General features: G+C 65.8%; 20 protein-coding genes. 7 read left to right on the top strand and 13 right to left on the bottom strand.

The window, feature by feature from the left end:
- Nucleotides 1-247: 247 nt before the first annotated feature.
- The 4 genes from ribB to twy1 all read right to left on the bottom strand — a co-directional run bounded on the left by ribB (nt 248) and on the right by twy1 (nt 3391).
- The gene (gene ribB / locus EAF64_RS08080) at nt 248-925 is read right to left on the bottom strand and encodes a 3,4-dihydroxy-2-butanone-4-phosphate synthase (protein ID WP_129068455.1); all 678 of its coding nucleotides are present in this window, start codon (nt 923-925) and stop codon (nt 248-250) included.
- A complete protein-coding gene (locus tag EAF64_RS08085) occupies nt 909-1610 on the bottom strand; it encodes a DUF120 domain-containing protein (RefSeq protein WP_129068456.1) in 702 nt (233 codons plus the stop codon). Before EAF64_RS08085 ends, ribB begins: the two co-directional genes overlap by 17 nt.
- Before the next feature lie 144 nt (nt 1611-1754).
- Entirely contained in the window at nt 1755-2354 is a 600-nt protein-coding gene (locus EAF64_RS08090; RefSeq protein WP_129068457.1) for a DJ-1/PfpI family protein, read from the bottom strand.
- A 50-nt stretch (nt 2355-2404) separates the two neighbouring features.
- Nucleotides 2405-3391, bottom strand: coding sequence for a 4-demethylwyosine synthase TYW1 (twy1, locus tag EAF64_RS08095; RefSeq protein WP_129068458.1), 987 nt, complete (start codon nt 3389-3391; stop codon nt 2405-2407).
- 187 nt (nt 3392-3578) lie between these two features.
- On the opposite strand from twy1, the gene EAF64_RS08100 reads away from it, so the two are divergent.
- From EAF64_RS08100 to argS, 4 genes are all read left to right on the top strand, one after another.
- Nucleotides 3579-4121 carry an HTH domain-containing protein gene (locus EAF64_RS08100; protein WP_129068459.1) on the top strand — a complete coding sequence of 181 codons (543 nt, stop codon included), beginning with the start codon at nt 3579-3581 and terminating at the stop codon, nt 4119-4121.
- A 47-nt stretch (nt 4122-4168) separates the two neighbouring features.
- On the top strand, nt 4169-4720 hold the full coding sequence (locus EAF64_RS08105) for an HTH domain-containing protein (protein WP_129068460.1): 552 nt from the start codon (nt 4169-4171) through the stop codon (nt 4718-4720).
- Nucleotides 4721-4845: 125 nt separating this feature from the next.
- Complete coding sequence (locus tag EAF64_RS08110; RefSeq protein WP_129068461.1) at nt 4846-5754, top strand: alpha/beta hydrolase; 909 nt, start codon at nt 4846-4848, stop codon at nt 5752-5754.
- 105 nt (nt 5755-5859) lie between these two features.
- Complete coding sequence (argS, locus tag EAF64_RS08115) at nt 5860-7617, top strand: arginine--tRNA ligase (RefSeq protein WP_129068462.1); 1758 nt, start codon at nt 5860-5862, stop codon at nt 7615-7617.
- On the opposite strand, the gene EAF64_RS21600 is transcribed toward argS, so the two are convergent.
- Complete coding sequence (locus EAF64_RS21600) at nt 7618-7740, bottom strand: hypothetical protein (protein ID WP_267899427.1); 123 nt, start codon at nt 7738-7740, stop codon at nt 7618-7620. It lies immediately after the preceding gene.
- Nucleotides 7741-7827: 87 nt separating this feature from the next.
- Nucleotides 7828-8670 (bottom strand): MinD/ParA family ATP-binding protein, encoded by an 843-nt coding sequence (locus EAF64_RS08120; RefSeq protein WP_129068463.1) that lies wholly within the window; start codon nt 8668-8670, stop codon nt 7828-7830.
- Between the two features lie 269 nt (nt 8671-8939).
- Between EAF64_RS08120 and prf1 the strand changes: the two genes are divergently transcribed.
- Complete coding sequence (gene prf1, locus EAF64_RS08125) at nt 8940-10193, top strand: peptide chain release factor aRF-1 (RefSeq protein ID WP_129068464.1); 1254 nt, start codon at nt 8940-8942, stop codon at nt 10191-10193.
- Nucleotides 10194-10256: 63 nt separating this feature from the next.
- On the top strand, nt 10257-12062 hold the full coding sequence (locus tag EAF64_RS08130; RefSeq protein ID WP_129068465.1) for a sensor histidine kinase: 1806 nt from the start codon (nt 10257-10259) through the stop codon (nt 12060-12062).
- 70 nt (nt 12063-12132) lie between these two features.
- Here EAF64_RS08130 and EAF64_RS08135 read toward each other — a convergent pair whose 3' ends face one another.
- Nucleotides 12133-12525 (bottom strand): DUF6276 family protein, encoded by a 393-nt coding sequence (locus EAF64_RS08135; RefSeq protein ID WP_129068466.1) that lies wholly within the window; start codon nt 12523-12525, stop codon nt 12133-12135.
- Nucleotides 12526-12590: 65 nt separating this feature from the next.
- Nucleotides 12591-13286, bottom strand: a complete 696-nt coding sequence (locus tag EAF64_RS08140) for a V-type ATP synthase subunit D (RefSeq protein WP_129068467.1) — start codon at nt 13284-13286, stop codon at nt 12591-12593.
- 170 nt (nt 13287-13456) lie between these two features.
- Here EAF64_RS08140 and EAF64_RS08145 point away from each other — a divergent pair, with 170 nt between their 5' ends.
- Complete coding sequence (locus EAF64_RS08145) at nt 13457-13786, top strand: hypothetical protein (RefSeq protein WP_227738911.1); 330 nt, start codon at nt 13457-13459, stop codon at nt 13784-13786.
- A gap of 42 nt (nt 13787-13828) precedes the next feature.
- Here EAF64_RS08145 and EAF64_RS08150 read toward each other — a convergent pair whose 3' ends face one another.
- From EAF64_RS08150 to EAF64_RS08170, 5 genes are read right to left on the bottom strand one after another with little or no spacing between them, the layout of a single operon-like run.
- Nucleotides 13829-15247 carry an ATP synthase subunit B gene (locus EAF64_RS08150; RefSeq protein ID WP_129068469.1) on the bottom strand — a complete coding sequence of 473 codons (1419 nt, stop codon included), beginning with the start codon at nt 15245-15247 and terminating at the stop codon, nt 13829-13831.
- The gene (locus EAF64_RS08155; protein ID WP_129068470.1) at nt 15247-17007 is read right to left on the bottom strand and encodes an ATP synthase subunit A; all 1761 of its coding nucleotides are present in this window, start codon (nt 17005-17007) and stop codon (nt 15247-15249) included. Before EAF64_RS08155 ends, EAF64_RS08150 begins: the two co-directional genes overlap by 1 nt.
- Nucleotides 17008-17013: 6 nt before the next feature.
- Nucleotides 17014-17340 carry a V-type ATP synthase subunit F gene (locus tag EAF64_RS08160; protein ID WP_129068471.1) on the bottom strand — a complete coding sequence of 109 codons (327 nt, stop codon included), beginning with the start codon at nt 17338-17340 and terminating at the stop codon, nt 17014-17016.
- Nucleotides 17337-18398 carry a V-type ATP synthase subunit C gene (locus EAF64_RS08165; RefSeq protein WP_129068472.1) on the bottom strand — a complete coding sequence of 354 codons (1062 nt, stop codon included), beginning with the start codon at nt 18396-18398 and terminating at the stop codon, nt 17337-17339. The genes EAF64_RS08160 and EAF64_RS08165 overlap by 4 nt, the downstream gene beginning before the upstream one ends.
- Nucleotides 18395-18979 (bottom strand): V-type ATP synthase subunit E, encoded by a 585-nt coding sequence (locus EAF64_RS08170; protein ID WP_129068473.1) that lies wholly within the window; start codon nt 18977-18979, stop codon nt 18395-18397. Before EAF64_RS08170 ends, EAF64_RS08165 begins: the two co-directional genes overlap by 4 nt.
- Nucleotides 18980-18982: the final 3 nt, after the last annotated feature.

The following is an 18982-nucleotide window of genomic DNA, read 5'->3' on the forward strand; positions in this document are numbered from 1 at the left end:
CCAGCCGATGCCCTGGCCACGAGCGCACGATCCGAGAGGCCAACTCTCGGCTCCCCAGGAACGCTGGCCACCCGAAACGGAAGCTGAGCCCTCCTTCGCGGCAGTTGCGCCGCTCTCGGGTACTCTGTGGCTATCCGCCGACCCTGCAATTCGATATCGCGGTTATTGGTTTATCGAACGTTGCTGGAGAAACGACGTGCTCTCGGCTGGGGAACTGGCGAAGTCGGAAAAACAGGCGACAGGAGAGTCAGCGCAGCCGGTCGACGATCTCGCTGCCTTCGACGTAGGGGATGTCGTTGCGTTCGCCGTAGGCCCGGGCGGCCGCGGGCGGGAGGGCCTCGCCGGTCTCGTCGTCGAGCATCTCACAGACGACGACGGCGGGCGACTGTTCGGTCCTGGCGGCCAGCGCGACGCCCAGCTCGGTGTGGCCGAGCCGGTCGTCGAGCAGGTCCGGCGCGGCACGCAGCAGGTGGACGTGGCCGGGCGCGCGGAACTCCGCGGCGAAGTCGGCGGTGTCGGGGTCGCTTGCGGCCCGTGCGAGTTCGGTGATGGTCAGGGCCCGGTCCTCGTCGGTGATCCCGGTGAACGTGTCGCGGTGGTTCACCGTCAGCGAGAACGACGATCGTTCGTCGTAGTCGAGGTCGTGGTCGGCGGCGACGGGGTGGTCGATGACCTCCTGCAGGAAGGGCAGGTCGAAGGCCTCGGCCACGTCGTCGCTCAACGCGGTGCAGATCAGCCCGCCGGCGTCGTTGCGCATGCGGGCGACGGCCTCGGGTGTGACCGCGGCCGCGGGATACACCATGTCGGTCTCGCCTTCGCGGTCGGCGGCGTCGTGGATCAGGACTGGCTCGCCGTCGCGGAAGGCCGCGAGTGCGTCTTCGACGCCGGTTCGGGAGTCGGTGTGCATCTTATCGCTCCGTGACATTGATGATGACCTCGTCTTCGTCTTCGAGTCCGATCGCTTCCCGGAGTTTCTCCGGGGCGATCACTTCCAGTTGGTCCTCGTCGTGGTGGGTCCGCTCGGGGGCGATGACGTGGGCCGGTTCGTAGATGGAGTCGCCCACCTCGACGCTGGCGGGGTAACAGAACGCCGGACCGTAGGTGCGTTCGTCGTCCTCCCAGCCCTCGATGGTGACCGGCTCCAGCGATGCCATCCCGGCGCGGGCCCGGACGCTCTCGTCGGTCAGGTCGACGTTCAGCGTGCCGGCGAACGGTTCGTAGCCGAGTTTCTCGATGAACTGTTCCATGTAGCCCGGCAACGAGATGTAGTGGCGACCCTCGCCCATCCCGCTGGTGACGAACCCCTGGAGTTCGATGGCCGCGTCACGCTCGAAGATCCGCCGGTAGTCGGCGTACTCGCGACGGAGCGCCGACTCGCCCTCGCCGGTAATCTCGACCCACTGCCCGTCGCTGACCATCTCCCGCTCGACGTACTCGGCGTCGTCGAGCCGCTGGAGTCGCCGGGAGGCAGTCTGGTTCGACGCGTCGAGGTCGTCGGCCAGCGCCGAACACGACACCTTCTGCTGGCCCTCCAGTGCGCCTTCGAGTGCCAACAGCTTCAACGTCGCCAGTTCGTCGTAGCCGACCGTCCCATCCGTCGCCTGTGCCATACCCCAACGTTAGGCAGTCTCGGGCATAAGCGTAACGAATGTGGGATGCGTAACGACTTTGGAACGCAAAGAAACGGAAACAGTGTTTCCTGACTCACTGTTCGGGAGTAACGATGTAAAGGCGTCGTTCCGGCGGCGTTCGGGTCAGGTCGTGTGAACCCCGCCCTGCGGCTCGTACTCCATCTCGGTCCGGACGGCCGCCGCGATTTCTGACCCGAACTCGCGGTCGACGACGTGGACGGCCAGATCCAGTCCCGAGGTGACCCCGCCAGCGGTCAGCACGTCGCCGTCGTCGACCACGCGCGCGTCGACGACTTCGGCTCCAGTCGCCCGCAGGTCGTCGAGTGCGCTCGCGTGCGTGACTGCGGGTCGACCGTCGAGGACGCCGGCTCGCGCCAGGAGCATCCCGCCCGTACAGACTCCGGCGACCGAGCCGCCGCGTTCGTACTGTGCGGCGACGGCCTCGGGAATCGCTTCCCGTTCGGCCTCCCGGTACGCGCCCGGACGTTCGCGGTCGTTCCAGCCGCCCCCGGGGACCAGGAGCAGGTCAGGGTTCGCCTCGTCGAGCACACCGTCGACCCCGACTTCGAGCCCGTGACTCGCCGTCACAGAACTGGTGCCTTCGAGGGCACGAAGCGTCGTCGTACACTCGGCCCCGGCGTTCGCGGCGTTCTCGAAGACCTCGAACGGGCCGATGGCGTCCAACTCGTCGAAGCCCTCGAACAGCAGGATGGCGATCTCCATGTCACGGCCACGTGGGGTCGATGCAAAAACACTCCTCTCTGGGGAGGTCGTCAGTCCCCGCTAACCGGATCCCGCTTCCAAAAGTCGCTGTCTTTCTGCAGTTTCGGCACGAGGGTGTTGCGCTCTTTCGCGAGCAGGGCGACCCGGGAGGCGGGGACCTGCTTGAGCACGTCGTGGGGCATGTGTTCCATCACGTCCTCGGCGAACTCGACGACGCGTTCGTGGTCGGGCATCGAATCGCGGTCCAGGCGGCCACGGGAGTGGCCGACGTGCATGTAGGCTTTCAGCTCCACGAAGTCCGGGTCGGCCCGCTGGAACATCGAGGCGTACCACTCCGGGTGGTGCATGTTTAGCCCCTGGATGCAGGTCGTCCGCAGGACCGTCCGGGTCTCCGACTTCCCGGCCAGCACGTCCAGTGTGTCTATCAACCGCTCCCAGGCGTCGTCCTCGACGGCTTTCACGGTGTCGTCGAAGGTCGCCCGGTCGGCGGCGTCGACGCTGACGTACAGCTGCGTCGGGTCACACTCGGCCAGCACCTCGGGCCGGGTGCCGTTCGAGACGAGGAAGGTCGTGATGTCCCGATCGTGAAACGCCTCGATGAGTTCCGGCAGATAGGGGTAGAGCGTGGGTTCGCCGTCGAGGGAAATCGCGACGTGACGGGGTTCCATCGCCTCCTCGAACACCTCGCGGGGCACCTCGTCGTTGCCGCCGAAACCGCTGAGGAGTTTCGTCTGGAGTTCGATGCTGGCGTCGACGACGGCCTCGGGGTCGTCCCACTCGACCTCGTCCATCTCGTAGGCGTGACCCTGGTGGTCCCGCCAGCAGAAGACACACCGCTCGTTGCACTTCACGACCGGCGTCATCTGGATACATCTGTGTGATTCTATCCCGTAGAATATCTTTTTGTAACATTTACCCTCCCCACGGAGCGCGTTTTTGGTCCACCCACAGGTCTGGGCGGCGGTGTGGTTCTCGCTGTGGTAGTCGGGATTCGAGACCTGCTTTGGGCCCCCGTCACCGGACTCGGAGTCGCTCATGTTGGGACTCCGTTGCGCGCCCGCGGGCAAAAACACCCGGGTGTCACACCGTTTCGGTGCCCTTCCGCGGATATCGTCGTCTGTCTCCCAAACTCATGACTGGTAGTACAAACACAGCAGAAAATAGCCTGGAAGTCTACGATTGTATTGGGCAAAGACTATTAGTGTTATTTCCCAAAGTCTGTGTATGGCTACTAACGTCGTGAACGAACGCGGCGGCGAGCAGGGAGAGACCGACCGCACCACCGACACCGACCCGGAGACGGCGGTCGAGACGGACTGTACGGTGACGCTGCACCTGCGGTCCTCGGCACCGGCGGCCGCGACGCGGCGGCAACGCACCGTGTTGAACCGGTTGCGCTCGCTCGCGTCCGACGGCATCGTCCCGGAGCTCAGGGTCGAACGGTGGAGTTCGCGGGTGACCGTCCCCTCGGAGAGTGACGACGGCGACCAGGGGCCGGTCGAACTGTACGACGAGTTCGAGGCCGCCGCCGAGCGCGCGGACGCACGCCTCGAACCGTTCTTCGAGACCCGGGAGGCCGTCGGCGGTCTCCTCTCGGCGGGGCCACCGACGGATCGGGTCATCGTGTTCCCGGTGGTCTGTCTCACCGTTCGCCGGGACGGCGACCTGACCGGTCTGTTCCCCTGCTGGAAAGACGGTGACCACCACAGCGTGGAGGACGGCCTCGAAGCGCTCGCAACCGCCTCTGAGGACCCGGAGAACCTTTGAGTGGATGATCGAGTTGTCGGAGCTACTGTGACGGAGTGCCGGATATCATGACAGCACGCAAATCCGACGTCGCGTCGACGATTCCCGAGGGGCCGATGACGGTGACGTTGCGGTTCCGATCGGACCCGTCGTCGGTCGCCGAACGACGACAGCAACGCCTCGCCGAGCGACTGGAGGCCGTCGCCGACCGGGCCGACGAAACGACACTCCGGACGGGGCACTGGGAGGACCGCGTCCGGGTGCCGGCCGCCGAGGGCAGCGCGGCCGTCGAAGCGGTCACCCTCTACGAGGAGTTGCGCGCCGCCGTCGACGAGGCCGGCGGTCGCCTCCACCCCTTCTTCCAGGAACACGAGACGCTCGACTCCGTCGAGGCGGCCGACCTGACCGACAGCACCACGGGCGACGGCGAGCGCGACATCACGTTCCCGGTGGTCTGTCTCACGATCAGGCGGAGCGGCCGACTCACGGGCGTCTACCCCTGCTGGCTCGACGGCGACCACCACAGCGTGGAGGACGGCCTCGCCCGCCTCGAAGCCGCGACTGACGGCGTTCGCTCCTCGGCGACGACGGTCTCGGGCGACGCCGAGAACCTCTGGTGAACGGTTTCGGCCTCGCCGCTTCCACCAGCACCGAGCGTCGGTCCGGATCGGGACTCGCTTCTAATAAACAACTGTACGTGTGAAGATGTGTATACAAGCTCGTCAATTCCGTAAATAAATTCGCTATGGGGGATGAACGAACGACGGACGATAGTGATACCGAACTAACGACCCTGCGTCGCCGGTCGGTGCTCCGTGCCACCGGGACGCTGGCTGGTGCGGGCGCTCTGGGGATCGGTGCCGTCCAGCCGGCCGCGGCCGACCCGACGCCGCTCGAACTCTCGAACTGTGCGACCGTCTGGGAGAGCGCACCCGACGACTTCCCGCGGGTGGACGTGCGGCAGTCCGACCCGACGACCCGGAACCTGCCGGACGACCCCGACGAGATCGTGTTCTACTTCATCGGCTGGACGAGCGAAGGCCAGGTCGGGGACGATCAGGGTTATACGCTCCAGCGGACGCTCCGGGCGAACGGCTACGACCAGCCGGTGGTCACCGTGCAGTGGGCGGCGGAGACGACGCTGTTCTCGACCGGCGAGGACAACGCCGACCGCGACGGCCGGCGCTTCGCCGACTTCCTGCGTGGCTACCACGAACGCAACCCGGAGACGACGATCAGGCTGGCGGGGCTATCGCTGGGTGGCCGGCCGCCGCTGGCGACGCTCGACGACCTCGACGGCGACGTGCCCGTGGCGTCGGTGTCGCTGTTCGGCGCGTCGGTCGACGACGACGAGATCTGTGCCGACGACGACGCGGCCTTCTCGGCCGCGGCCGTCGAGGCGACCGCCGGAACGGTGTACAACTACCACTCCCGGGAGGACAACACGATCTGCGTGTTCTACGACCTCCAGACGTTCCGGGACGGGATCGGCTGTAGCGGGATCGACTGCGGCGGATGGTTCTCGAAGGGCTCGCCGCCGGACAACTGGGTCGACGTGGACGTGACCGACCAGGTCGACAGTCACTGCAACTACCAGGTGCCCGAAGTCGGCGTGGGCGAACGTATCGTCGCCGACATCCAGTCGAGCGACTGAGGCTGCGAGCCGCAGTCGCCGGCCGCTCGGGACCGCCACCGACGGTCGGACCGGAGTCGACTCCGACTCGTTACGCCTATACCCGGCGCTCGAAAACGGGTGGGTATGTTCCTTGCCGCGCGCCGGGAGGTCGAAGCCGCCGTCGAGTCCGCACTCGACGCGCTCGATCTCCCCACCGACGACCTCGGGATCGAGGAGCCGCCGGAAGACGTCGACGCGATCCTCGCCGCCAGCGTCGCGTTCCGGCTGGCCGGCGAGGTCGGTGCTGCCCCGCCCGAGGTGGCCGCCGACATCGCCGCGGCGATCGACCCCGCCGACTACGACTACGTCGGCGCCGTGACAACCCAGGGCCCCTACCTCAATTTCCTGCCCAGCGACGCCTACTTCGCGGCGACCCTCGAAGCCGCCCAGGACGAGACGTACGGCCGGCTCGACCCGAGGGGTACCTCGGTGGCCGTCGAACACACCAGCGCCAACCCCACTGGACCGGTCCACGTCGGCCGGGCGCGCAATCCCATCATCGGCGACGCGCTGGCGAACGTCCTCGATTTCGCCGGCTACGACGTGGACCGGCACTACTACGTCAACGACGCCGGCCGTCAGATGGCCGTGTTCACCTGGGCCTACGAGAAATTCGACCCCGAGGAGTTGCCCGAACCGGAACGCGACCGCGCCGAGTACGACATGGTCCGGTACTACCGCCGGGGCAACACCTTCCTCGAGGAGGCACCCGAGGAGGAGGTCGAGTCGGCCGAAGCCGAGATCCAGTCGATCATGCAGGGCCTCGAAGAAGGCGACGAAGAAACCTACGAGCGCGTCAGCGAGGTCGTCGACACCGTGCTGGGCGGGATGCGGGAGTGTCTGTCCCGGCTCCCCGCGGAGTTCGACGAGTTCGTCAAGGAGACCCGCTTCATGCGGGACGGGTCGACCGACGATCTGGTCGACCGTCTGCGGGACCTCGACGAGGCGATCTACGAGGAAGAGGCCTGGCAACTCGACCTGCCCGACATCGACAAGAACCTCGTCTTCCTGCGCTCGGACGGCACCAGCCTCTACGCCACCCGGGACCTGGCCCACCACGAGTGGAAGTTCGAGAACTACGACCGCGCCGTGACCGTGCTGGGCGAGGACCACAAGCTCCAGGCCCAGCAGGTCCGGACCACCCTCGATCTGCTCGGCCACGACACCGAACAACTCGATCAGGTGCTGTACTCCTACGTCAACCTCCCGGAGGGGAAGATGAGCACCCGCGAGGGGACCGGGATCGACCTGGACGACCTGCTCGACGAGGCCATCGACCGCGCCCGCGAGGAGGTCGAGGACCGCCTGGAAGACCGCCTCCGGAACGACGACCTCGATTCCGAAGACGTCGAACGGATCGCCCACCAGGTCGGGATCGGTGCGGTCCGGTACGACATCGTCTCGAAACAGCCGGCCAAAGCGATTACCTTCGAGTGGGACCGAGCGCTGGACTTCGAGGCCCAGTCCGCGCCGTACGTACAGTACGTCCACGCGCGCGCCTGTGGTATCCTCGGGGAAGCCAGGGAGGCGGGCCACGAACTGCCCGACGCCGCGTCCCTCGAGGCCGACACGCTCGAGACGCCGGAAGCGCGTCGTCTGCTCGCGACCATCGCACGGTTCCCGGCGGTGATCGAGGACGCCGCCGACGACCACCGTCCACACGTCGTCGCGACCTACACGCGGGAGTTCGCGGAGGCGTTCAACGCCTTCTACCGGGAGTGTCCGGTCCTCGACGCCGAGGGGGACCGACGGGACGCACGGCTGGCGCTGGTCGCCGCTGCACGCCACACGGTGGGCAACGCCCTGGGTGTGCTCGGCGTCGCTGCGCCCGAGTCGATGTGATTATACCGGGAGCAACGTCGGAAGGATGGATCCCCCGGCGAACTGGATCGCCGCGAGACCGAGACCGAGCGTCAACAGCAGGAAGATCAGCACCCAGCTCAGTCGGATCGAATCGTCTGCCATACCGAGACGTGGCAGGAGGGACGGTTTAGATGTACCGCTTCGAAAGAACGGGCGCCCGGTCCCGACGGGGAAGACGGGCGCGACCGGTCAGTTGAACAGGCCGAACACGCCTTCTTCGTCGTCTTCGTCGTCGTCCTCGCCGTCGCCGCCCTCGCCCTCGTCGAGCCCGTCCTCGTCCGTGTCGGGCGTCGCGCTCGGCTCGAACTCCTGTTCGGGGTCGACGCCGCCCTCGGTGTTGGCTTCGTAGATCTCTTCGAGCGTGGAGGCGAGTCGGCGGTAGGCCTCCGCGGCGTAGCTGTCCGGGTCGTTGATGAGCAGCGGTTCGTCCCGGGTGGCGTCCTGGTCCTCGGGGACGACCGCGAGCATCTCCATGTCGAGTTTGTCGGCGACCTCGGAGACGTTGGTGTCGTCGTCGGCTCGTGTCAGCACCGCGCCGACCACGTCGCCGTCGATCCGCTCGGCCAGCTGTGCGGTTTTGATCGTATCGCCGATGGCCACCTCGTCGGCGGTGGTGACGAGCAAGACGCCGTCGGCCAGCCCCAGCGGGACGGTCGTCTCGTGGCTCAACCCGGCCCCGGTGTCGATCAGGACGATCTCGTAGGCGGTCGAGAGCGCCTTGACGACCTTCCGGAGTTTCGCCGGGTCGGCGTCGGCGAACGCCTCCAGGTTGCGCTCACCGGGGACCACGGTGATCCCGCCCGGTCCCTCGATGATCGCGTCGCTGACGGCCGCCTTACCGGCGAGTACCTGGTGGAGGCTCGGTGAGTGGTCCACGTCGAGCATCGCCCCCAGATTCGCCATCCCCAGGTCGGCGTCGACCACGACGACGTCGTGGCCGGCGTCCTGGAGTGACACGGCGACGTTGATCGCCGTCGTGGTCTTCCCGACGCCGCCCTTCCCGCCTGCGATTGTGTAGACGTATCCCGTCATACTTCCTGTTAACTTGGTACAGACGAGGGAAACATATAAACCCGTGCGTCTGACGGGCTTTATCCCTCGCCTACGGCTGCGCCCCGCCCGGGACAACGGAACCGCCGCCACCGACACCCGGACGTCTGCTAGATGCATACACGCCCGCAATGGTTGAAAAGCGCCACGGTCCATTTCAATACGTGATCATGTGAAGGTATGTGACGAACTCCCGTGACCGGCCCGCCCGGTCAACAGTTACTTACCGCCCATTCGGCTATACAGGAGTAATGAGTAGCTCCGAGCAGGATCAGACGGACAAACAAAAATACGAGTTCAAGAAGGTCATCGAGGACCTGCGGGAGTACGAGGGCTCGGGGACGCAGCTGGTCACCATCTACATCCCCGACGACCGTCAGATCAGCTCCGTCGTCGAGCACGTCACCCAGGAACACAGCGAGGCCTCCAACATCAAGTCCAAGCAGACCCGGACGGCCGTGCAGGACGCCCTGACCTCCATCAAGGACCGCCTGCGCTACTACGACGTCTACCCGCCGGAGAACGGGATGGTGATCTTCTCCGGCGCCATCGACACCGGCGGCGGCCGCACCGACATGGTCACAAAGGTGCTGGAGTCGCCGCCCCAGCCCATCGAGTCGTTCCGCTACCACTGCGATTCGGATTTCCTCACCGGTCCCCTGGAGGAGATGCTCGGCGACAAGGGGCTGTTCGGGCTCATCGTCCTCGACCGACGGGAGGCCAACGTCGGCTGGCTCAAGGGCAAACGCGTCGAGCCCGTCAAGTCCGCTTCGTCGCTGGTCCCCGGGAAACAGCGCAAAGGTGGCCAGTCCGCACAGCGGTTCGCTCGCCTGCGACTGGAGGCCATCGACAACTTCTACCAGGAAGTCGCCGGCATGGCCGACGACCTGTTCGTGGATCGGCGCCACGAGATGGACGGCATCCTCGTGGGCGGTCCCTCCCCGACCAAAGACGAATTTCTAGACGGCGACTACCTCCACCACGAACTCGGGGACATGGTGCTGGGGAAGTTCGACGTGTCCTACACCGACGAGTCCGGCCTCTACGACCTGGTCGACGCCGCCCAGGACATCCTCGACGAACACGAGGTGATGCAGGACAAATCGGAGATGGAGGAGTTCTTCAAGGAACTCCACGACGGGAATCTCGCGACCTACGGGTTCGAGGCGACCCGCGAGAACCTCGTCATGGGTGCGGTCGACCGTCTGCTCATCTCCGAGGACATGCGCCGGGACGTGATCTCCTACGAGTGTCCCAACGGCCACGAGGAACGCGAAGTCGTCGACCGTCGGGAAGACACGTCCGACCACGACTGTTCGCGCTGTGGCGAGACCGTCGACGCCGACGAGGCCGAACGCGAGGACCTCATCGACCACCTCATGGGGATCGCCGAACAGCGCGGCACCGAGACGAAGTTCATCTCCACCGACTTCGAGAAAGGCGAGCAGTTGCTGAACGCCTTCGGCGGCGTCGCCGGCATCCTCCGGTACGACACCGGGGTCTGATCACGGCTCCAGATTTGATAACGCCGGGGGAGAAGTGAAGGGGGCGGACGGCTGTTCTCCACCATGGCCGCCAGTACGGGCTCGCTTTTTACGCTCGTCTTCATCTCCGTTCCGCTACTGGCGGTGCTTCTCACGATCGGTATCTCGGTGTGGATCTACCGGAACCATCGGGGCCAGCGTGGTGCAAAGTGGTTCGTCGCGTCGCTCCTCGGACTCGCGGGGTACGCCCTGTTCACGTCGCTCCAGATGCTCGGGGGCGACCGGGCGGTGATGACGACGTTCTTCCACATCGCTTCGACCAGCGCAGTCGGGGCGTTCGTTGCCTTCGGTGCCTTCACGTCCGCGTACTCGCGCTCTGACTTCCACCGCCACCCCGTCGGCGTGACGCTGGCCGTCGCAGCCCTGGGAAGCCACCTCGTGTTGCTGGTGACCAATCCGATCCACGGTCTCTACTACGCAGACGTTCTCGTGTACACGGATCCAGCCCCGTACGTCGCGGCTCAGGAGGGCCCGGGGTCCCTGCTCATGGTGGTCCCCATCGCCATGTTCGTGTGGTACGGGGAGGTCGTCCTGGTCAAGCGCCTGCTCTCGACCCCGGGACGGGGCGGGCGACAGATGCTCCTCGTCCTCGCGGGCATCCTCTCGATCGGCGTCATGCAGATCGTCGGGGAGACCGGCCTCTTGCCGGCACCCGGCTTCCTCTACGTCGTGTGGGGGATCATCCCCTTCGCGATCTGTAACACGGTCGCACTGTTCCGGTTCGATCTGCTCGACGTCCAGCCCATCGCCCGCAGTGCCGTCGTCGAGAACCTGCGGGACCCCGTGATCGTCCTCGACGAGCAGCGGCGCGTCGTCGACTTCAACGACGCGAGCGTTCGGCTCTGGCCCGACCTCGGCGAGCAGGTCGGCCGCCCCTTCGAGGCGGCCTGTCCCCGACTGGCCGAGACCGTCGATCTCTCGGGGGCGGACGCCGCTACCCCCGACAAGATCTCGTTCGCCGTCGACGGACAGGAGCGACACTACTCGGTCAACACCTCCCGCGTCGGTGGTGACGGCGACGGCAGTGACTGGCTCTCGATGCTCCTCCGAGACGTTACGGCCCTGGAACAGTCCCGCTGGCAACTCGAAACCCAGAACGAACGCCTCGATCAGGTCGGCTCGACCATCTCCCACGACCTCCGGAATCCCATCAACGTCGCCGACGGCTACACCGAGTTGCTACAGGACATCGCCGAGGAGGAGATTCCCGATCCCGACGCCGCCGAGAAAGCCATACAGTATACCGACGAAATTCAGAACACACACGACCGGATGGTCGACATCATCTCGGACGTCCTGACGATCGCCCGAGAGGGCAAAACCGTCGAGGAGACCGACCCGGTCGCGCTCGACGACGTAGCACGCGAGGCCTGGAGCAACGTCGACACCGACAGTGCCACCCTCGCCGTCGCCGACACTCGCACGTTCCAGGCCGACCGGAGCAAACTCCTGACGATCTTGGAGAACCTGTTCCGGAACAGTATCGAACATGGTTCGACAGGCAACCGGAACTCGGAGAAGTCCGGTGACAGTGTCGAACACGGGCCCGCGGGCGTAACCGTCGCAGTCGGCTCCACTGCCGACGGGTTCTACGTCGAAGACGACGGGCCGGGCATCCCCGACGAACACGTCGAGAGTCTCTTCGAGTACGGGTACACGACGACCGACGACGGGACCGGGCTCGGACTCAGCATCGTCGAGACGATGGCCGAGTCACACGGCTGGACGGTCGAGTTGGACGAGTCCGCGCCGGGTGCCCGCTTCGTCTTCGGCAACGTGAGTACCGACGCCGTGACCGACTCGGCCGTGGGCACGGCGCAACTGTCCTGACCGGTGCCCGGTCGGACGCAGTTCGTGGCTCGTCACTGGTCGTCTCTGGAAGACCGCAGAAGTGACCGCGCTACTCCAGCAACTGTTCCAGTTGCTGCCGTCGGCCGTGTAGGTCGACGCGGCTGTCGACGCTCCCCGTCGTCCCGAGGCGATCCAGCACCAGCAGTGGATCGGTCCCGGCCTCCTCGACCGCCGCGAACAACTCGGCGATCTCCGAGCGGTTGAGCGCCAGCGAGTCCAGCAGGCCGATCGCGATCGCCATCGGCACCGCGGCCGGCCCCTCGGGGAACGGCTCACCGATCTCCCCGAAGTCCGGCGTCGTCGACGGCGGGTCCGGGTCCGGTTCCAGCGCGAGACAGGTCGGACAGATCGCCGCCCCCGGCGAGTCCTCCGGGAGGTGTGGCCGCCACTCGTCGGCCACCGGGAACCGCAACAGCGGCGTCTGACAGTGTGGACAGTTCATATCCCCAAAAGGACCGGCCAGCGGAAAAGGCTATCCCGCGACGACCGTCGGCCCCGAGTCGGTGTTCAATCGTCCGCGGTAACCGTCTCGGCTTCCTCGGCTTCCTGCTCGGCGGCCTCGCGTTCGGCTTTCTCCTCCTCTTCTTTCTTGGCCTTGATCTTCTTCATCCGGAAGATCTCCTCGCGCTCCTGTTCTTCGAGCTTCTGCTCGATGTACTCCTGGTTGGACTTGAGTTCGGGCAGGAGCTTGAACTCCAGGGCGTTGACACGGCGCTTGGTGGTCTCGATCTCGTCGAGCATCTTCTTCATCGCCGTCTCGACCTCCGCCGCGAGGATGATCGTCTCCAGCAGTTCCTCGTAGGCCTCGGCGGCCTCGTCGATCCGTGCGCTAGTACCCAGCACACCGTACCCCCGCTCGTCGAGGCTCTTCCTGACTTTCGAGGACTCGATCTGGGGGACGACCACGCCCATGATGTTCTTGGACTCGGTGGTGAGCTCGGGGTGTTCCTGCAACGCGGCAGCCGCGCCCCGAACGGCCACGTCGCCCTCCATCGCACGGGCCATGTTGATCTTGCGCTGAGCCTCGTCGTAGTTCTCGTTGAGGTCCGACCGCACGTCCTGGGCCTGATCCAGGATGTCCATGAACTCCATGATGAGGCCGTCGCGTTTTTTCTCCAGCGTGTCGTGGCCCCGCTCGGAGAGTTCGATCCGGTCCTCGATCGCCATGAGGTTCTTCCGGGTCGGTTTGACGTCCTTAGCCATTGGGCGACGGTTACCGGCCCAGGCGGTTAACTCTTTACAGAACCGTCGATGCGGCGACCACACCTTCGGCTCAGCCCACCCGTCTAGAAGCTATCACTGGATGAGAGTTACTGTTCACACACAAGACGCTTCCTCGAAGATGCCTCAGCACGGATATCGAACTGGGAGACGTGACCGGAATCGTCGTCGTCGGCCTCCTGGCCGTCGCACTGGGACTGACCGTCGCTGGTGTCGAAACGCTGGCCGGCTTCGGGGTTCTCGCGGCCGGCGACACCGCGTTCGGCTACCTCGCGGCGGGGAACTTCAGCGGCGGCGTCCTCTCGACCGGGATCTCTTCGGTCGGCATCTTCGCTGCCGGCGTGTTCTCCGTCGGCGTCTTCTCCATCGGTATCGTCTCGATCGGCATCTTCTCGGTCGGCATCTACGCCGCCGGATTCTACGCCGTCACGCAGTATCGCGCCCGCTCGGTCGGGGACGACGCCGACTCGTCGGAGCTGTAGCCGCGGTTCACGGAGCCACGGAAACGAAAGGAAAAGACGGCGTTACTCCTCGGCTTCGACGGGCTCGCCTTCGTCCTCGACGTACTTTGCCTCGATGAGCTCCTCGTCGATACGGTTGAGCTCTTCCTTGGGGAGCTGGGAGAGCAGTTCCCAGCCCAGGTCGAGGGTCTCGTCGATGGAACGGTTGGTCCGGAAGCCCTGCTGGACGAACTCCGTCTCGAAGTCGTCCGCGAAGTCCAGATACTTGTTGTCACGTTCCGACAGCGCCTCGCGACCGACGATGTTCACCAGGTCACGGAGGTCCTCACCTTCCGCGTACGCGGCGTACATCTGGTCGGACACGTCGGCGTGGTCCTCGCGGGTGAGACCCTCGCCGATCCCGTCGTCCATCAGCCGCGAGAGGCTGGGCAGCACGTACGTCGGCGGTTCGATCCCCTGACTGTTCAGGTCACGGTCGACGTAGATCTGCCCCTCGGTGATGTAACCCGTCAGGTCCGGGATCGGGTGAGTGTCGTCGTCGCCGGGCATCGTGAGGATCGGGATCTGCGTCACCGACCCGTCCTCGCCCTCGATACGGCCGGCCCGCTCGTAGAGCTGGGCCAGGTCCGTGTACATGTACCCGGGGTAGCCACGGCGGCCCGGGACCTCCTCCCGTGCGGCGCCGATCTCACGCAGCGCCTCACAGTAGTTGGTCATGTCCGTCAGGATGACCAGGACGTGGTAGTCCTTCTCGAAGGCCAGGTACTCCGCCGTCGTGAGGGCCAGGCGCGGCGTGACCGTCCGCTCGACTGCTGGGTCGTCCGCGAGGTTCATGAAGACCACGGAGCGTTCCAGCGCACCGGTGCGCTCGAAGTCGTCCATGAACTCGTTGGCCTCTTCCTGTGTGATCCCCATCGCGCCGAAGATCACTGCGAACTCCGAGCCCTCGTCGTCGTCGCCCTCGTCTTCCTCCGGCACGGTCGCCTGCCGGGCGATCTGGAGTGCGAGGTCGTTGTGGGGCAGCCCCGAACCCGAGAAGATCGGGAGCTTCTGCCCCCGGACCAGCGTGTTCATCCCGTCGATGGCCGAGACGCCGGTCTGGATGAACTCCTCGGGGTACTCCCGGGAGTAGGGGTTGATCGCTTCGCCGACGATCGGTCGTTCCTCGTCCGGTTCGATTTCGGGTCCGCCGTCGATGGGTTCGCCCGACCCACTCAGAACGCGTCCGAGCAGGTCCTCCGTCAGCTTCATCTGCAGGGTTTCACCGAGGAAGCGGACCGACGAGTTGCGGTCGATCCCTTCGGTTCCCTCGAACACCTGGATAGCGACGAAGTCACTCGTCGATTCGAGCACCTGGCCGCGCCGGGTCTGTCCGTCGCCGGTCTCGATCTCGACGATCTCGTCGTACCCGACGGGTTCGTCGACTTCGGCGAACACCAGCGGACCGCTGATCTCCGTGATGGTCTGGTATTCTTTCTGCATTAGTAGAGCTCCCTGATCTGTTCGCTGATGTCGTCTTCCAGTTCCTCGACGTACTCCTCCCACTCGTCTTGCACACCGATACGGTTGAGCTGGGGGATGGCGTCGACGGCCGTGATCTCCTCGACCGGCACGCCCGCCTCGAGCGCGTCGAAGGCCTCGTCGTTGAAGGTCTTGATCGCGCCGAGGATGGAGTATGTCTTCTCCGGTTCGCAGTAGGTGTCGATGTCGTGGAAGGCGTCCTGCTGGAGCCAGGCTTCACGCAGGTATCGCGCGACCTCCAGCGTGAGCTGCTGGTCTTCCGGCAGGGCGTCCTTCCCGACGAGCTGGACGATCTCCTGGAGTTCGTCCTCCTCGTCCAGCGTGTCGATGGCCCACTGGCGCTGTTCGGACCAGTCGGCCGCGACGTTGTCCTCGAACCACGGGTCCAGCTGGTCCCGGTACAGCGAGTAGGACTCGTTCCAGTTGATCGCCGGGAAGTGCCGGCGCTCGGCGAGGTCGGCGTCCAGCGCCCAGAAGGTCTTGACGATACGCAGGGTGTTCTGGGTCACCGGCTCCGAGAAGTCCCCGCCTGGCGGCGAGACGGCCCCGATGACGCTCACGGAACCCTCGCTGCCGTTGATGTTCTGGAAGTAGCCGGCTCGCTCGTAGAACTCGCTGAGGCGCGCGGCGAGGTAGGCCGGGTAGCCCTCCTCACCGGGCATCTCCTCCAGCCGCGAGGAGATCTCCCGCATGGCCTCGGCCCACCGCGAGGTGGAGTCGGCCATCAGCGCCACGTCGTAGCCCATGTCGCGGAAGTACTCCGCGATGGTGATGCCCGTGTACACGCAGGATTCACGGGCGGCGACGGGCATGTTCGAGGTGTTCGCGATGAGGCAGGTCCGGTCCATCAGCGCGTTCCCGGTGGTCGGGTCCTCCAGTTCCGGGAAGTCCTCGATCACTTCCGTCATCTCGTTGCCACGCTCGCCACAGCCGACGTAGACGACGATGTCCGCGTCGGCCCACTTGGCGAGCTGGTGCTGGGTGACGGTCTTGCCCGAGCCGAAGGGGCCGGGAATCGCCGCCGTCCCACCCTTCGCGAGCGGGAAGAGGCCGTCCAGAATCCGCTGGCCCGAAACCAGCGGCGTGTCCGGTGTCTGCTTCTCGTCGGCAGGGCGCTGGGAGCGGACGGGCCACTCCTGGCGCATCTGGATCTCCTCGCCGTTGTCGAGTTCGACGACCGTCTCCTCGACGTTGTAGTCGCCGGACTGCACGTCGACGACTTCGCCGCCCTCGTAGTCGGGCGGCACCATCACTTTGTGGTCGATACTGGGCGTCTCGGGGACGATGCCGACCACGTCGTTGGGGCCGACCTCGTCGCCTTCTTCGACCTCGGGGTTGAACTCCCAGGTCTTCTCCAGGTCGATCCCGGGTGCGTCGACACCGCGGTCGAGGAACGCACTGCCCATCTTCTCTTCGAGCACGTCGAGCGGGCGCTGGACGCCGTCGTAGATGGCGTCGAGCATCCCCGGTCCGAGGTCGACGCTGAGGGGCGCACCCGTCGACTCGACGGGTTCGCCCGGGGAGACCGCGGAGGTCTCCTCGTAGACCTGGATGGTCGTGATGTTGCCCTCGATCTCGATGACTTCGCCCATCAGTCCCTCGTGACCGACGTAGACCACGTCGTTCATCTTCGCGTCGAGGTCTGTCGCCGTCACGACGGGACCACTTACGCTCTCGATCTGTCCGTCTTCGCGGACGTCGGATTCTGTCGCTTGACTCATTCGTTGTTAGTCTTCCTCCATGAGGTCGATACCGATAGCTCGTTTGATCTGCTCGCGCAGGCCGCCGCTGCCGGCACCCTCGCCGCCGAGGGTGACGAGCACCGGTTCGACGCTGGTCTCGACGTCGTTACGGACGCCTCGCGAGAGATGCTCCAGATCGTCCTCGTGCATCACCAGGATGCCGACTTCCTCGTCCGTGAGCATCCCCTGCACCGCGTCGTCCAGCTCCGCCGCCTTGTCGTCGTCCGGCACGTCCGCGAACTTGCGGACGCCGGCCAGCCGGAAGCCGGTGGTGAAGTCCGGACTCCCGATGACAGCGATCTCCTGGCTCATAGTATCACCAGTTCGTTCTCGATCTCGTCGGTCGAGAGGCCACCCTCCCGGCCGCGGGCGATGGCGCGGATGTTGTCGACCTCACGCTCCTTGGCGAGGACGTACGCCAGGACCGGGCAGATCGACAGCGGATACCGGTTGGACAGCCGCCCAGAGTACTCCAAAAGCGCCGCGTCCAGGGCGCGCTCGAACTCGATGAGGCTGTCGGCCGCCTCCAGCGAGTCCAGCCCCGCTTCGAGGTCTTCGCCGTACTTGCTCGACCGGACGAACTCGACGAGCTGGTCGCGGTTGCGCGCCAGCTGGCGGATCTCGTCCTCGGTGAACAGTTTGCCGCCCTCGATGTAGTACTCCGAGGGGTCCAGATCCGCGCCACTGCGGGCCAGCCGGAAGGCGTTCCGGAGGTTCCGGAAGTCCACTTCCGCGCTGAGGAACTCGACGTACAGCTCCATCGCCCGGGACTGCTCGCCCGACAGGCCCGTCAACAGGTCCTCGTAGAAGGCCCGGTCGAGGGCGTTCTCAAGCGGCACGAGGACACCCTCGTCCTCGTAGACCGCGTAGGCCTCGGCGAGCGGATCGCCGAAGCGGGTCGGTTCGAGCAACTCGACGAGTTCCTCGATGGACCCCGCGTTGAGCAACTGGTCCAGGAAGGCATCGTCGAACTCGCCCGCCCGGATCAGGTCCGTCTCGACGTCGCTGGCGTCGGTGCCGGCGTACAGCCCCCGGATGATCGTCTTGACGTTCCAGACGTCGAACTTCCGGAGGTAGCGAGCCACGTAGCCGTACAGCTGGCCGTCGGCCCACTGCAACAGGTCGTCGAAGTGCTTGGCGACGTTGCGGTTCAGCGCGTACTCGATGAGGTCGACACCCGAGTGACGCGCACCCAGGGCGTTCATCTCGCTCTCGTACTCGCTTTCTTCCATGAACCGGGCGATCTCGCCCGGGCCCATTCGGATCAGCTTCCGGTAGTCGTCGTCGTCGAACAGCGCGGCGCGGCGCGAGCGGACTCGCGCGATCACGTACTCGTAGTTGCTGCCGCCCGCGGTTCGTTCCGTACTCATTGCTCGAACAGTCTGTCGCTGATCTCGCCGAGGTTCTCCTCCCAGACGTCCTCGAGGATCGAGTCGAAGGTGTTGTTCACGCGGATCCGCGACCCTTCGCTCTCGACGACGACACCGCCCAGACAGTCGTACTCGCCGGCGAAGCGCCCGTCGAGCCCCTCCTCGTCGAGCAGGGACTCGATCAGGTCCTCGTCGTCGGCGTGCCCGTGGACCGCGAGTTCGTCGTCGGCGTCGAACTCTTCGGTGGCCGCGACGAGCAGTTCGCGGGTCAGCTCCTCGCGGTCGTCCCCGTCGATACCGGCGATCTCCTCTTCGGCGGCGTCGCGGACCTCGCCGAGGACGGTCCGGCGCGCCTCGAGGCGTTTCTGCTTGGCCTCGAGTTTGGCACTGGAGAGGCGCTGTTCACGCTCCTGTTCGATAGTCGATGCTACTTCTGCCTCGCGCTCGTTGCGGATCTCCTCGGCGTCGCGTTCGGCCTCGGCCACGATCTCCTCGGCCTCGGCCTCCGCCTCGGATGTGATTTCCTCCGCACGCGCGCGGGCTTCCTCCCGAATGTCCTCTACGACCGTATCAAGACTCATTGG

Source organism: Halorientalis pallida (genome assembly GCF_004118325.1).
Lineage (GTDB): Archaea > Halobacteriota > Halobacteria > Halobacteriales > Haloarculaceae > Halorientalis > Halorientalis pallida.

Coding starts and splice junctions, on each gene's coding strand:
- ribB (WP_129068455.1), bottom strand. CDS start 925: ATGTCACGGAGCGATAAGATGCACACCGACTCCCGAACCGGCGTCGAA.
- EAF64_RS08085 (WP_129068456.1), bottom strand. CDS start 1,610: ATGGCACAGGCGACGGATGGGACGGTCGGCTACGACGAACTGGCGACG.
- EAF64_RS08090 (WP_129068457.1), bottom strand. CDS start 2,354: ATGGAGATCGCCATCCTGCTGTTCGAGGGCTTCGACGAGTTGGACGCC.
- twy1 (WP_129068458.1), bottom strand. CDS start 3,391: ATGAGCGACTCCGAGTCCGGTGACGGGGGCCCAAAGCAGGTCTCGAAT.
- EAF64_RS08100 (WP_129068459.1), top strand. CDS start 3,579: ATGGCTACTAACGTCGTGAACGAACGCGGCGGCGAGCAGGGAGAGACC.
- EAF64_RS08105 (WP_129068460.1), top strand. CDS start 4,169: ATGACAGCACGCAAATCCGACGTCGCGTCGACGATTCCCGAGGGGCCG.
- EAF64_RS08110 (WP_129068461.1), top strand. CDS start 4,846: ATGGGGGATGAACGAACGACGGACGATAGTGATACCGAACTAACGACC.
- argS (WP_129068462.1), top strand. CDS start 5,860: ATGTTCCTTGCCGCGCGCCGGGAGGTCGAAGCCGCCGTCGAGTCCGCA.
- EAF64_RS21600 (WP_267899427.1), bottom strand. CDS start 7,740: ATGGCAGACGATTCGATCCGACTGAGCTGGGTGCTGATCTTCCTGCTG.
- EAF64_RS08120 (WP_129068463.1), bottom strand. CDS start 8,670: ATGACGGGATACGTCTACACAATCGCAGGCGGGAAGGGCGGCGTCGGG.
- prf1 (WP_129068464.1), top strand. CDS start 8,940: ATGAGTAGCTCCGAGCAGGATCAGACGGACAAACAAAAATACGAGTTC.
- EAF64_RS08130 (WP_129068465.1), top strand. CDS start 10,257: ATGGCCGCCAGTACGGGCTCGCTTTTTACGCTCGTCTTCATCTCCGTT.
- EAF64_RS08135 (WP_129068466.1), bottom strand. CDS start 12,525: ATGAACTGTCCACACTGTCAGACGCCGCTGTTGCGGTTCCCGGTGGCC.
- EAF64_RS08140 (WP_129068467.1), bottom strand. CDS start 13,286: ATGGCTAAGGACGTCAAACCGACCCGGAAGAACCTCATGGCGATCGAG.
- EAF64_RS08150 (WP_129068469.1), bottom strand. CDS start 15,247: ATGCAGAAAGAATACCAGACCATCACGGAGATCAGCGGTCCGCTGGTG.
- EAF64_RS08155 (WP_129068470.1), bottom strand. CDS start 17,007: ATGAGTCAAGCGACAGAATCCGACGTCCGCGAAGACGGACAGATCGAG.
- EAF64_RS08160 (WP_129068471.1), bottom strand. CDS start 17,340: ATGAGCCAGGAGATCGCTGTCATCGGGAGTCCGGACTTCACCACCGGC.
- EAF64_RS08165 (WP_129068472.1), bottom strand. CDS start 18,398: ATGAGTACGGAACGAACCGCGGGCGGCAGCAACTACGAGTACGTGATC.
- EAF64_RS08170 (WP_129068473.1), bottom strand. CDS start 18,979: ATGAGTCTTGATACGGTCGTAGAGGACATTCGGGAGGAAGCCCGCGCG.